12 protein-coding genes and 1 pseudogene are annotated in these 12,553 nt (G+C 72.5%); 6 read left to right on the top strand and 7 right to left on the bottom strand.

Going from position 1 to position 12,553, the window contains the following annotated elements; all coding sequences use genetic code 11:
• From ACFOY6_RS09500 to ACFOY6_RS09485, 4 genes and pseudogenes are all read left to right on the top strand, one after another.
• A pseudogene (locus ACFOY6_RS09500) lies at window positions 1-593 on the top strand (hypothetical protein); the annotation flags it as partial.
• 48 nt (window positions 594-641) lie between these two features.
• The gene (gene hslV / locus ACFOY6_RS09495; RefSeq protein ID WP_109515694.1) at window positions 642-1,208 is read left to right on the top strand and encodes an ATP-dependent protease subunit HslV; all 567 of its coding nucleotides are present in this window, start codon (window positions 642-644) and stop codon (window positions 1,206-1,208) included.
• 3 nt (window positions 1,209-1,211) lie between these two features.
• Window positions 1,212-2,540 (top strand): ATP-dependent protease ATPase subunit HslU, encoded by a 1,329-nt coding sequence (gene hslU, locus ACFOY6_RS09490; RefSeq protein WP_109515695.1) that lies wholly within the window; start codon window positions 1,212-1,214, stop codon window positions 2,538-2,540.
• Window positions 2,541-2,596: 56 nt separating this feature from the next.
• Window positions 2,597-3,394, top strand: a complete 798-nt coding sequence (locus ACFOY6_RS09485; protein WP_109515696.1) for an EcsC family protein — start codon at window positions 2,597-2,599, stop codon at window positions 3,392-3,394.
• An 18-nt stretch (window positions 3,395-3,412) separates the two neighbouring features.
• Here the strand turns inward: ACFOY6_RS09485 and hrcA are convergent, their stop codons facing one another.
• Window positions 3,413-4,501 (bottom strand): heat-inducible transcriptional repressor HrcA, encoded by a 1,089-nt coding sequence (hrcA, locus tag ACFOY6_RS09480; protein ID WP_379650348.1) that lies wholly within the window; start codon window positions 4,499-4,501, stop codon window positions 3,413-3,415.
• A gap of 178 nt (window positions 4,502-4,679) precedes the next feature.
• Here hrcA and ACFOY6_RS09475 point away from each other — a divergent pair, with 178 nt between their 5' ends.
• The gene (locus ACFOY6_RS09475; RefSeq protein ID WP_146201821.1) at window positions 4,680-4,955 is read left to right on the top strand and encodes a hypothetical protein; all 276 of its coding nucleotides are present in this window, start codon (window positions 4,680-4,682) and stop codon (window positions 4,953-4,955) included.
• A complete protein-coding gene (locus ACFOY6_RS09470) occupies window positions 4,955-5,137 on the top strand; it encodes a hypothetical protein (protein ID WP_109515698.1) in 183 nt (60 codons plus the stop codon). Before ACFOY6_RS09475 ends, ACFOY6_RS09470 begins: the two co-directional genes overlap by 1 nt.
• 12 nt (window positions 5,138-5,149) lie before the next feature.
• Here the strand turns inward: ACFOY6_RS09470 and ACFOY6_RS09465 are convergent, their stop codons facing one another.
• The 6 genes from ACFOY6_RS09465 to ACFOY6_RS09440 form a co-directional block, all read right to left on the bottom strand.
• Window positions 5,150-6,718, bottom strand: a complete 1,569-nt coding sequence (locus ACFOY6_RS09465; protein WP_245906098.1) for a TrkH family potassium uptake protein — start codon at window positions 6,716-6,718, stop codon at window positions 5,150-5,152.
• Window positions 6,657-8,093, bottom strand: a complete 1,437-nt coding sequence (trkA, locus tag ACFOY6_RS09460; RefSeq protein WP_379650345.1) for a Trk system potassium transporter TrkA — start codon at window positions 8,091-8,093, stop codon at window positions 6,657-6,659. The genes ACFOY6_RS09465 and trkA overlap by 62 nt, the downstream gene beginning before the upstream one ends.
• A 12-nt stretch (window positions 8,094-8,105) precedes the next feature.
• Entirely contained in the window at window positions 8,106-9,179 is a 1,074-nt protein-coding gene (locus tag ACFOY6_RS09455; RefSeq protein WP_379650343.1) for an AGE family epimerase/isomerase, read from the bottom strand.
• Window positions 9,180-9,281: 102 nt separating this feature from the next.
• Window positions 9,282-10,610: an NAD(P)/FAD-dependent oxidoreductase gene (locus ACFOY6_RS09450; RefSeq protein WP_379650341.1), complete on the bottom strand. Its 1,329-nt coding sequence runs from the start codon at window positions 10,608-10,610 to the stop codon at window positions 9,282-9,284.
• Window positions 10,611-10,631: 21 nt separating this feature from the next.
• Window positions 10,632-10,757, bottom strand: coding sequence for a hypothetical protein (locus ACFOY6_RS09445; RefSeq protein WP_379650339.1), 126 nt, complete (start codon window positions 10,755-10,757; stop codon window positions 10,632-10,634).
• The gene (locus ACFOY6_RS09440) at window positions 10,742-12,421 is read right to left on the bottom strand and encodes a peptide ABC transporter substrate-binding protein (RefSeq protein WP_379650337.1); all 1,680 of its coding nucleotides are present in this window, start codon (window positions 12,419-12,421) and stop codon (window positions 10,742-10,744) included. Before ACFOY6_RS09440 ends, ACFOY6_RS09445 begins: the two co-directional genes overlap by 16 nt.
• Window positions 12,422-12,553 lie beyond the last annotated feature (132 nt).

The following is a 12,553-nucleotide window of genomic DNA, read 5'->3' as shown; positions in this document are numbered from 1 at the left end:
CCGGCGCGGCCCCGGGCGGGCGGCAGCCGGGCTGGCCCTGGCTGGCCTGGCCCTGGCTGGCGCCGTCCGGCTGGATGGCGCCGCTGATGCTGCTGGCCCTGGGCGCCGCGGGGCGGGAGCGCACCGACCAGGGCCGCGGCGCGCGGCGCGTGGCGGTGGACTGGCCGGCCGAAATCGTGCCGGCGCTCGGCCTGCCGCCGGTGGTGGCGCGCATCGTCAGCCTGTCCCTGGGCGGGGCGGCGCTGCGGCCGGAGCGGGCCGGCTGGGGTGGCCGGCTGCTGCGGCTGCTGCGGCTGCTGCCGCCCGGGGCGGGGCGGGGCCGCATGCGCCTGCGCAACGCCCGGCTGGGCGAGATCGAGGTGCAGCTGGTGCAGCAGGAGGGCGGCCTGCTGCGGCTGCGCTTCCTGGCGCTGGACGCGGCGCAGGCGGCGCTGATCGGCGGCCTCGTGGCTTCGTCCGCCGCCCCCCCGGCTGATCCTGCGGCGGACGGCTCCGGCCGGCGGGAGGACAGCCCCGCCAGCGCCGCGCCCAGCGCTGCCACGGCCGCGCCGCAGCCACCCCCCGCCGAGTGGGAGACCTGGCGCGGCGGTTGAAGCACGCCCCCGCTTGTTGCGCCGCATCGGCGATGCCATCTCGGCGGCATGAACGCGACGTCTCACGATCCCCGCTACGATCCCCTGGGCTGGCACGGAACCACCATCCTCTGCGTGCGCAAGGACGGAAAGGTGGCCATGGCGGGGGATGGCCAGGTCTCCATGGGTCAGACCGTGGTCAAGAACAACGCCCGCAAGGTCCGCCGCATCGCCGGCGGCAAGGTGCTGACCGGCTTCGCCGGCGCCACCGCGGACGCCTTCACCCTGCTGGAGCGGCTGGAGGCCAAGCTGGAGCGCTTCCCCGACCAGCTCGAGCGCGCCGCCGTGGAGCTGGCGAAGGACTGGCGCACCGACCGCTACCTGCGCCGCCTGGAAGCCCTGCTGGCGGTGGCCGACAAGGACCGCTCCCTGCTCATCACCGGCAATGGCGACGTGCTGGAGCCGGAGGATTCCATCATCGGCATCGGCTCGGGCGGCAACTACGCCCTGGCCGCGGCCCGCGCGCTGATCGACGTGGACGGCATGAACGCCGAGGACATCGCCCGGAAGGCCATGGGCATCGCGGCCGAGATCTGCGTCTACACCAATGGCCGCTACGTGCTGGAGACCCTCTGACCCATGGCCACCGAGACCGTGAACCTCTCCCCGCGCGAGATCGTCTCCGAGTTGGACCGCTTCATCATCGGCCAGCATGAGGCCAAGCGCGCCGTCGCCATCGCGCTGCGCAACCGCTGGCGCCGCCAGCAGCTGCCCGAGGCGATGCGCGAGGAGGTGGTGCCGAAGAACATCCTGATGATCGGCCCCACCGGCTGCGGCAAGACCGAGATCGCCCGGCGGCTGGCCAAGCTGGCCGACGCCCCCTTCATCAAGGTCGAGGCCACCAAGTTCACCGAGGTCGGCTATGTCGGCCGCGACGTGGACAGCATCGTGCGCGACCTGGTGGAGATCTCCATCACCCGCATGCGCGAGACCGCCCGCCGCGAGGTGCAGGCCAAGGCGGAGCTGGCCGCCGAGGAGCGGCTGATCACCGCCCTGGTGGGCGAGGGCGCCTCCGGCGAGACACGGATGAAGTTCCGCCGCATGCTGCGCGAGGGGCAGCTCGAGCAGAAGGAGGTGGAGGTCCAGGTCTCCGACCAGGGCGGCGCGACGCCCGTGGGGATGATGGACATGCCCGGCATGCCGCCCGGGCAGATGGCCAACATCCAGGAGATGATGGGCAAGATGTTCGGCCGCCAGGCCAAGTCGCGCAAGCTGACCGTGGCCGAGGCGCGCATCGCCCTCACCCAGGACGAGGCCGACCGCCTGCTGGACCAGGAGAAGCTGACCCGCGACGCGGTGGCGCATGCCGAGAACCACGGCATCGTCTTCCTCGACGAGATCGACAAGGTCTGCGCCCGCTCCACCGATGGCGGCGGCCGTGGCGCCGACGTCTCGCGCGAGGGCGTGCAGCGCGACCTGCTGCCGCTGATCGAGGGCACCACCGTCGCCACCAAGCACGGCCCGGTGAAGACGGACCACATCCTGTTCGTCGCCTCCGGCGCCTTCCACATCGCCAAGCCCTCCGACCTGCTGCCGGAGCTGCAGGGCCGCCTGCCGATCCGCGTCGAGCTCGGCGCGCTGACGCGGGAGGATTTCCGCCGCATCCTGACCGAGCCGGAGCACTCCCTGGCGAAGCAGTATGTGGCGCTGCTCTCCACCGAGGGGGTGACGCTGGAGCTGACGGACGACGCCATCGAGGCGGTGGCCGACCTCGCCGCCGAGATCAACGCCCGCGTCGAGAACATCGGCGCCCGCCGCCTCGCCACCGTGCTGGAGAAGCTGCTGGAGGAGGTCTCCTTCAGCGCCAGCGACCGCAACGGTGAAACGGTGCGCGTCGATGCGGCGTATGTGAAGGAGAAGGTCGCGCCGCTGGCCGCCAGCGCCGACCTCAGCCGCTTCATCCTCTGACCGCCCGCGGGAGTGGGGCCACCCCTCCCGCCCCCCCCTCCGGAGCCCGCCGCCCCATGAGCCAGACCCTTCCCGCCACCCTGCCCCTCCCCGCCGAGGCCGAGGCGGAACTGGCCGAGGCGCGGCGCGTGCTGGAGGAGACCTCGCTGGCCGCGCGCATGGCGCAGATGGCGGGCACCCCCATCGAGGCGCTGCGCCGCCGCCTGCCGGACTCGGCGCAGGGCCTGCTGGACCGGACGGTGCGCCAGGCCCTCTCCACCGCGCTGCGCGCCGCGATGCGCAGCCGGCCGGACCGCACCCCCACCGGGCTGCGGCAGGACTGGCTGCACCGCGGGCTGGCCGCCGCCTCGGGCGCGGCGGGTGGCGCCTTCGGCCTGCCGGGCACGCTGCTGGAGCTGCCCGTCTCCACCGCCGTGCTGCTGCGGCAGATCGGCGCCGAGGCCGCCGCCGCCGGCGAGGACCTGGACGACCCGATGACCGGCGCCGAGTGCCTGAAGGTGTTCGCCCTCGGCGGCCCCGGCCCGGCAGACGACGCCACCGAGACCGGCTACTTCGCCACCCGCCTGGCGCTGGCGCAGTTCCTGCCCAACATGAGCGCGGCGCTGCTGCCGGGCTTCGTCGGCGCCATCGCGGCGCGCTTCATCGGGCCGCTGAGCTTCAAGCTCTCGGCCCAGGCGGCGCCGGTGGTGGGCGCGGCGGCGGGGGCGGCGGTGAACCTCGCCTTCCTGGAGCATTTCCGCACCCTGGCGCGGGCGCATTTCACCGTGCGCCGGCTGGAGCGCACCCATGGCGCCGGGGCGGTGCGGGCCGCCTACGAGGTGCTGGCGGCGCGGGCGCGCCACCAGGCCGCCTGAGGCGGCGCGCGCTCCCTCTCAGCCCAGGAGCTGCCCGATCACCCGCGCCGTGTAGTCCACCACCGGGATGACGCGGCCATAGTTGATGCGCGTCGGGCCGATGACGCCGATGGCGCCGACGATCTGCTCCTGCCCGTTGCGGAAGGGCGCCACCACCATCGAGAGGCCGGCGCTGTCGAACAGGCCGGACTCGGCGCCGATGAAGATCTGCACGCCCTGGCCGCGCTGCGCCAGCTCCAGCAGGCGCAGCATGGTCTCCTGCGCCTCCAGCCGCTCGAACAGCGCCTGGATCTCCTGCACCCGGGCGATCTGGTCGAGATTCTCCAGCAGCTTGGCCTGGCCGCGCAGGATCAGCGAGCCGCCGCCGCCGCCGGCCCAGGTGGCCAGCCCCTGCTCGATCATCTGCTGCGTCAGCGTGTCCAGCGCGGTGCGGTTGGCCTGGATCTCCTCGGCCACCATGCCGCGCGTCTCCTCCAGCGTGCGGCCGGAGAGGCGGGCATTGATGAAGTTGCTGGCCTGGGTGAAGGCGCTGGGCGGCAGGCCGGCCGGCACCTCGATGACGCGGTTCTCCACCTGGCCATGCGCGTTCACCAGCACCACCAGCGCCCGCCCGGGCGAGAGGGCGACGAACTCGATGTGCCGCACCGCCGCCTCGGTCTTCGGCGCCACCACCAGCCCGGCGGCGCCGGCGAGGCCGGAGAGCATCTGCCCTGCCTCGGACAGCGTCTCCTCCATGCTGCGGCCGGCGGCGGCGCAGCGTATGGCGATCGCCTCCCGGTCCTCGTCCGAGAGGTCACCGAATTCCAGCAGCCCGTCCACGAACAGGCGCAGCCCCTGCTCGGTGGGCAGCCGCCCGGCCGAGGTGTGGGGGGCGTAGAGCAGCCCCGCCTCCTCCAGATCCGCCATGGCGTTGCGGATGGTGGCCGGCGAGAGCGCCAGCGGCAGGCGGCGGGAAAGGGTGCGGGAGCCGACCGGCTCCCCGGTTTCCATGTAGAGCTCCACCACCTGCCGCAGGATGGTGGCGCCGCGGTTGTCGAGCCCCGGCAGGAGGTGCAGCCCCCCACGGTGGCCGGTGAACAGCGGCGATGGGCCCTTTCCTTTGGCCAAACTCTTCGATTCCTTCATCACGTTGCGGCGCTCTGCCCCGGCCTCAAGCATCCGTGAAGCAATCGGGTGACACTTCGCGCCAATCTTGTCACGCGCGGACACATCCTGGCCATCAACGCGTTGCACTTCTTCTATCCTAATGGTGTGCCGCAGGGCGCGAACAAGCGCGGAGGGCCTCATGACGGATATGTCTGGACTTCGGCTCTGGCCGCTGGCGCTGATGGGGTGGCTCGCGGCCTATCCGCCCGCCACCAAGGATGCCGCCAACGAAACCCCACCGGGGCTTGAGGAGGCGGAGGGAGAGCGTGCCCAGGCGGGCCAGCCCAAGCCGGGCACCCGCACGGCCTGGTTCGGCATGTCCCGCGCCCGCTACGCCCAGCTGACCGACGAGGAGCGCGCCCGGCTGCGCGCCGAGCGCCGCGCGGCCCGGCAGGCCGGACAGCCGCTGGCCTGATGGTGGCCAGCAACCCCGTCCTGCTCGGCTTCCTGCTGGTGCTGGGGCTGTTCGCGATGGGCGCCACCCTCGCCGGCCTGCTGCTGGAGCGCGCGGCGCGCCACCCCCGCGCCGCCGCCGGGGTGGTCGTGGCGGCGATGTTCGGCCTGTCCTGGGGCGGGATCCTGCTGCTGCGCGACTGAGCCGGCCGCGCCTCAGCCGCGCCAGAAGCGCGGCATGAACAGGATCAGCACGGTGAACAGCTCCAGCCGCCCCAGCAGCATGGCGAAGCAGAGCAGCCATTTCGCCGCCTCCGGCAGCCCGGCGAAATTGCCGGCCGGGCCGATCACCGGCCCGAGCCCCGGCCCGACATTGGAGAGCATGCTGACGGCGGCGCTGGCGCTGGTGAGGAAATCCAGCTCCATCGCCATCAGCGCGATGGTGAGCGCGCCGTAGCAGAGGAAATACAGCGCGAAGAACACCACCACGGAGCCGATGACGTCGTCCGGCAGCGGCCGCCCGGCATAGACGCGCGGGAACACGCCGCGCGGGTAGAGCAGCCGCAGGAAATGCGCCCGCAGCATGATGGCCACCACCACGAAGCGGAAGATCTTCATGCCGCCGGCGGTGGAGCCGGTGCAGCCGCCGACGAACATCAGCGCGAAGAAGATGCCGGTGGCGGCACCCCCCCACTGCATGTAGTCGGCCGAGGCGAAGCCGGTGGTGGTGACCACCGAGACGACGTTGAGCGCCGCGTGGCGCAGCGCCGCCTCCACCCCGTAGGTGCCGCGCAGCACCAGGATCGCCGCCACCAGCAGGATGGCGCCGAGCAGCAGGCCGAGCAGCGCGCGCACCTGCGGGTCGCGCAGGATCTCCCAGTCCCGCCGCAGGGCGCGCAGGTAGAGCACGAAGGGCAGCGCGCCGGCCAGCATCCCCGCCGTGGCGATCCAGTGGATGGCCGGGTTGTCCCAGTTGGCCAGCGAGGAATCGGAGGTGGAGAAGCCGGCGGTGGAGATGGTGCTGAGCGCGTGCACCACCGCGGCGAAGGGCGCCATGCCGGCGGCGAGATAGGCCAGGGCGCAGGCCACCGTCATGCCCAGATAGACGGCGCTGATGGCGGTGGCGATCTGCCGCGCGCGCGGCAGCACCTTCTCCGAGCGGTCGGAGCTTTCGGTGCGGAACAGCTGCATGCCGCCGACGCCGAGCGCCGGCAGGATGGCCAGCGCCGTGGCGATGATGCCGATGCCGCCCAGCCATTGCAGCAGCGAGCGCCAGAGCAGGATGCCCGGCGGCGCGTGGTCCAGCCCCGTGACGACGGTGGCGCCGGTGGTGGTGAGGCCGGAGACCGCCTCGAAATAGGCATTGGTCACGCTGCCGCCGAGGCCGGGATGCAGCGAGAGATAGAAAGGGATGGCGGCGCAGGCGGTGATGGCCGCCCAGCTCAGCGGCGTCAGCACGAAGGCCTGGCGCAGCGTCAGCCCGCCCTTCAGCGGGCAGCGCGTGGCGCGGAACAGCAGGCCGGCGCCGGCCAGCAGGCCGAGGCTGGCGGTGGCGAAGGGCTTCCAGTCCGGGTGGCCATGCGCCGCGTCCACCGCCGCCGGCAGCAGCATGAAGGCGGCCAGCGCCAGCAGCATGCCGCTGACGAGGTGCAGCACCGGCCGCAGCGGCGGCGGCGACCAGCCGCCCGCGGCCTGCCCGGAGGCGGCGGGGGAGCGGGGCGGCTCAGGCCGCATCGGGGTCGGTGGCGTCGGGGTCGAGGGGCGGGCCGGGGGGCGGGCGGTCATCCTCCCGGCCGGGCACGGTGAGCACCGCCTCCGCCTGCTTCAGCGCCGCGTGGGAGACCACGGCGATGACGTCGTCGCCGGGCTCGATGCGGGTGGCGGCATCGGGGATGATGGCCTCGCCGCCGCGCAGCACGGCGCCCACCAGCATGCCCGGCGGCAGGCCGATGCTGCCCAGCGGGCCGCTGACGAGGCGGGAGCCGGCCAGCGCCTCGGCCTCCAGCACCTCGCCGAAATCGCCGCGCAACTGGTAGACCTGGGCGATGGCGCCGCGCCGCACGTGGCGCAGGATGGAGGAGATGGTGATGCTGCTCGGGCTCACCACCGTGTCGATGCCGAGCGTGTCCATCATCGGCTCGTAGGAGGATTTGTTCACCAGGGTGATGGCGCGCTGGCAGCCCTCCCGCTTGGCCAGCACGGAGACGAAGATGTTGGTCTCGTCGTCGTTGGTGACGGCGATGACGGTCTCGGCGGCGCCGATATTGGCCTCCTCCAGCAGCTCGCGGTCCAGCGCGTCGCCGCACAGCACCACCACGGAGGGGCCGAGCTCGCGCGCCACCTGCTCGGCGCGCTCCGGGCTGTGCTCGATGATCTTGAGGGAGACCAGCGCCTCCCGCCCCAGCATCCGCGCCAGGTGCAGCCCGACATGGCCGCCGCCGACAATAACCAGCCGCCGCGCCACCTGCTCCCGGTGGCCGAAGGCGGCCATCACCTGGTCCACCTGCGCCGGCTGGGCGATGACATAGACATCGTCGCCGCAGCGCACCTCGTCCTCCGGGCGGGGCACGAAGGCGCGCCCCTCCCGCACCAGGGCGACGACGACGAAGCCGTTCTCGGCGGCGCGCTGGCGCAGGTCGCTGAGCGGCGCGCCGGCGACGCGGCAGGCGGCATCCTCGCACTGGATGCCGAGCAGCTGCACCCGCCCATCGGCCAGCGGCACCATGTCGAAGGCGCCCGGGGTGCGCAGGCGGCGGGCGATGCCGCGCGCCACCTCCAGCTCCGGCGAGATGATGACGTCCACCGGCAGCTGGTCGCTGGCGTAGAGGCCGTTCCAGATCGGCTCCAGGTAACCATGGTGGCGCAGCCGGGCGATGCGGCGCTTCACGTGGAACAATGAGTAGGCCACCTGGCAGGCCACCATGTTCACCTCGTCCGAGCGGGTGACGGCGATCAGCAGGTCGGCGTTCTTGGCGCCCGCCTGGCGCAGCACCTCGGGGTGGGAGGCGTGGCCGGCCATGCCGCGCACGTCGTAGCTCTCATCGGCGCGGCGGGCCTGCTCGACGGAGCTGTCGATGACGGTGACGTCGTTGCCCTCCCGCGCCAGGTGCCGCGCGATGGTGGTGCCGACCTGGCCCGCGCCGCAGACGATGATCCGCATTCCGCTTTCCCTTCAGCCCCGTGGCGCGGCCGTGGCGGCGATGGCGCAGCTCAGATGATACAGGCTGCTGGCCGGCGCCGGCTCATGGCTGAGGCTGCCATCCGGCAGGCGGCGCTCATGCCACAGCCCGTCCTCGCGCAGATAGGCGCCCAGCACGCGGGCGGCGGCGGGCCGCTCGGCCGCGGTGGCGGCCTTCAGCCATTCCGTCTGCGGCCAGAGGCGGGCGCCCGGCTCCAGCACGGCGCCGGTGCTGTCCAGCACGTCGCGCAGCGCGCCCTCGGGGCGGCGGGCGGCGGGGCCGCCGAGGAAGCCGCGCAGCGCCTCCGGCACCTCCGGCGCGGCATGGCCGCCGGCCAGCCGTGCGTGCCACTCCAGCAGCCAGAGCCATTCGCAATGGTGCCCCGGCTCCACCGGGTGCGGCGCGGGGGGCGGCGCCAGTTCCTCGTCGAAGAACTCGGCCAGGGTGCCGCTGGCGGGCTGGAAGAGGCGCGCGCGGAACAAGCCGAGCAGCCGCGTCGCGCCCTCCAGGAAGCGCGGCTCGCCGAAGGCCTCGGCGGCGGCGAGGCGGGCTTCCAGCAGGTGCATGTGCGGGTTCTGCCGGCGCGGCAGGGCGGGCGGCAGGCTCTCCACATAGCCGCCCGCCGGGTGGGCCATGTGGCGCTCGATGAAATCGTCCAGCGCCAGGGCCATGCCGCGCAGCGGCGCGGCGGGCAGCACGGCGGTGGCGGCGGAGAGCGCCAGCAGCACGAAGGCGTGGTCGTAGAGATCGCGCCGCCCGTCGGTCACGCGGCCATCAAGGCCGAAGCGCCAGGCGTAGCCGCCATCCGGCTGGCGGGCGCGGCGGCGGAGGAAGTCCAGCCCCAGCTCCACCGCCTCGGCGGCGCGCGGCAACCCGTGCCGGTGCGCCAGGGAGAAGCTGTAGACCTGCCGCGCCACCACGCGCAGGCGGCGGAATTCCGCCGCGCAGGCATAGCCATCGAGCGTCAGGCTTTCATGGAAGGCGCCCGCCTGCCAGTCGACGCCATGCGCCAGCCAGCAGGGCCAGGCCCGCCCTGTCAGCCAGGGCCAGAGATCGTCATGTTCCACGCCCGCCGCGTTACCGCGCCTGCGCGCCTGTCCGCAAGCGGCGCCCAACTTGCAGAAAAAAGAAGGGGGCGCGGGGGAATTCCTTCCCCCGCTCTTTTCCTGTCAGAGCGCCCCCGCCGGCGCCAGCGCCGTGCCGTCCACCAGCCGCGCGTAGCGGTAGGGGTGGGCATCGACGATCGGCGCATCCCCCGCCACGAGATCGGCCGCCAGCCGCCCCGCCGCCGGCCCGATGCCGAAGCCGTGCCCGCTGAAGCCGGTGGCGAGGTGGAAGCCCTTGAGCTTCTCCACCGCCGAGATGACCGGCACCGCATCCGGCGTCGAGTCGATGGAGCCGGCCCAGGCCTCGGCGCAGCCGATGCCGGCGAGCGAGGGGTAGGCGGCGCGCAGCATGGCGAGCGCCTCCTCCACCAGCGCCATGTCCGGCGCCGGGTCCAGCACGCGGGTGCGCTCGAAGGGCGATTCGCGGTCGAGGGACCAGGAGGCGCCGGCCATCAGCCCGTCGAGGAATGGCTTGCCGACGCGGATCTTCAGCTTGGCGGCGCGCTGGCGGAAGGTGGGCCAGAACTGGCGGGCGTAGCGCAGCCCGTCCGGCGTCAGGTGCAGCGTGCCGCGGCCGCGCAGCGCCACGGTGAAGCCGCCATCCTCGCGCCGGCGGATGCAGTAGCCCGGCGTGCCCAGCGCACCCTCGGTCAGCGCCGGCGCGGCGGTGGTGCGGAAGGCGGTGCCCGTCACCATCGCCTGCGGCAGGTCGATGCCGTGGCGGCGGCAGAACAGGGTGGACCACGCGCCCCCCGCCAGCAGCACGGCGCTGGCGCGGATTCGGCCCTTCTCCGTCACCACCGCGTCGATGGCGCCGGCCTTCGTCTCCAGCCCGCGCGCGGCGCAGTTCTGGAACAGCTTCACCCCCAGCCGGCGCGCGGCGGCGGCCAGCGCCGGCGCGGCCTTGGAGGGCTCGGCGCGGCCATCGCTCGGCGTCTCCATGCCGCCGATCCAGCCCTCGGTGCTGTCCGGCAGGCGCTCGGCCACCTCGGCGGCGCTCAGCATATGGCTGTGCACCTGCATCTGCCGCGCGTCGTTCGCCCAGCGCTCCCAGCCTGCCAGCTCCTTCGGGTCCTTCGTCACCCAGAGCACGCCCTTGCGGCGGAAGCCGAGATCGGCGCCGATCTCCTCGTGCAGCCCGCCCCACATCTCCAGGCTGGCGCGGGCGAGCGGGATCTCGTGCCGGTCCCGCCCCTGCTGGCGGCACCAGCCCCAGTTGCGGCTGGATTGCTCGGCGCCGACATGCCCCTTCTCGATCAGCGCGACCGAATGGCCCTTCTTCGCCAGGTGGTAGGCGGCGGCGACGCCGATGATGCCGGCGCCGATGACGACGACATCGACCGCCTCCGGCAGCGTCTCGTCGCTGGCAATGCGGTCGACAGGTGGCGACATGAGGCGTGTCCTTGCAGGCGGTCAGGAAGGCGGAAGGGGCTGCGGGCGGGTCCTGGCCAGGCCTAGCCTGGTCAGGCCCAGCTTGGTCAGGGCCAGCCTGGCCAGGCTCAGCTTGGTCAGGCCCAGCTTGATCAGGCCCAGTACCACTCGCGGATGTTCCAGCAGTTGGAGGAGGTGTTGATGTTGGCGCGGAAGCCGTGCAGCCCTTCCTTCACGCCCTCCACCAGCACCTGCTGGAAGATCGGCAGGATCGTCAGCTCGTCGCGGATGATCTCCTGGATGCGGCCATAGGTGGCCTTGCGCGCCGCCTGGTCGAACTGGGTGGCGCCCTTCAGCAGCAGCGCGTCCACCTCGGCGTTCTCGAACTGGAAGGTGTTCTGGCCGCGCCCGCCCTTGGCGGGGATGGCCTTGCTGCTGAAGCGCGGCGTCACGTCCGGGTCGCTGCCGAGCTGGTAGTTCACGCTGACCATGACGGAGTTGAACTTCGACATCTGCCAGAACTCGCCCCAGATGACGGCGGCGGGCATGTTCTGGATCTTCATGGCGGCGCCGATGCCCTGCCATTCCTGCATCAGGTATTGCTGCGCCTGCTCGCGCACCTGGTTGCCGGTGGTGGTGGAGTTGGTGAACTCCAGCCGCACCCCGTCCTTCTCGCGGATGCCGCCCGCGCCGCGCTTCCAGCCGGCGGCGTCCAGCATCGCGTTGGCCTTGGCGGGGTTGTACTCGTGCTTCGGCAGGTCGGGGTTGATGGCCCAGGACTGCCGGGGGAGGAAGGATTCGGTCGGCGTCGGCAGGCCGTAGTAGATGGCGTCGATCAGCGCCTTCTTGTTCATGCTCATGTAGAGCGCCTGCCGCACCACCTTGTCGGCCAGGGCGGGGAAGCCGAGGTTGGGGGCGATGCTCTCCACCGAGGCGGTGGGGTTCACATGCACCTTGCGGCCGCGCAGCCCCTGCGCCTCGCGCGCGAAGTTGGGGGTGATGCCGCCGATGCCGGTGTAGTCGATCTGCCCGGTGCGGAACTGGGTGTAGAGCACCGTCAGGTCCGGGATGTACTTGAACACCAGCCGTTCCACATACGGCCCCTTGCCGTGATAGGCGGGGTTGGCGTTCAGCAGGATGTGGTCGCCCGCCGCGCGGCTGCCCCAGCGGAAGGCGCCGGTGCCCACCGGCGCGGCCTGGAAGGGCGTGTTGTTCGGGTCCGCCGCGTCGGCCAGCTTGTGCTTCGGCACGATGAAGGTGAGCGAGAGGATGGAGAGGTAGGGCGCATAGGCCGTCTCCATACGCCACTCGATCTGGTCCGGCGCCACCACCCGGATGTCCTTGACCAGCGCGTGCCCGACCCGGTTGCGCACCCGGAAATTGGGGTTGTTGATCAGGTCCAGGCTGAACTTCACGTCCTCGGCGGTGAAGGGCGTGCCGTCATGCCAGGTCACGCCCTTGCGCAGCTTGATCTTCCAGGTCAGCCCGTCCTCGGAGATGCCGCCATTCTGCTGCGTCGGCATCTCGGCGGCGAGGTCGGGGACGAAGTTGCCGTCCGGGTCGATGTACCAGAGGGTGCTGAACAGGTTCCACCAGACGCCCTGGTCCACCTCGATGCCCGGCATCAGCGGGTGGAACACCGTGGGCTCCTGCGACAGGCCGACGATCACCTGCCCCTTCGGCTTCTCCGGCGGGCGGCCCTGGGGCTGGCCCTGGGCGCGGGCGGGGCCGGCGGCCAGCGCCGCCGCGGCGCCGCCGCCAATGGCGAACAGGCCGCGCCGCGTGGGCGAGAGGATGCGCTGCCAGCGCAGGGCGGACTCGTCATGCGTCATGCTTCTCGTCTCCCACTCCACCGGGCCGTCCCGCCCATCGGGATCAGCGCCGGATTGGCCGCACCAACTCTCCCGGGCCGGGTTTTTTCAGCCCGGTCAAAATTCTTGCGCTCATGTTCACTCTCATGAAAT

Source organism: Teichococcus aestuarii, assembly GCF_042651065.1.
Lineage (GTDB): Bacteria > Pseudomonadota > Alphaproteobacteria > Acetobacterales > Acetobacteraceae > Pseudoroseomonas > Pseudoroseomonas aestuarii.
The sequence above is the reverse complement of the archived record's forward strand: the minus strand, read 5'-3'. Positions and strand labels throughout refer to the sequence as shown.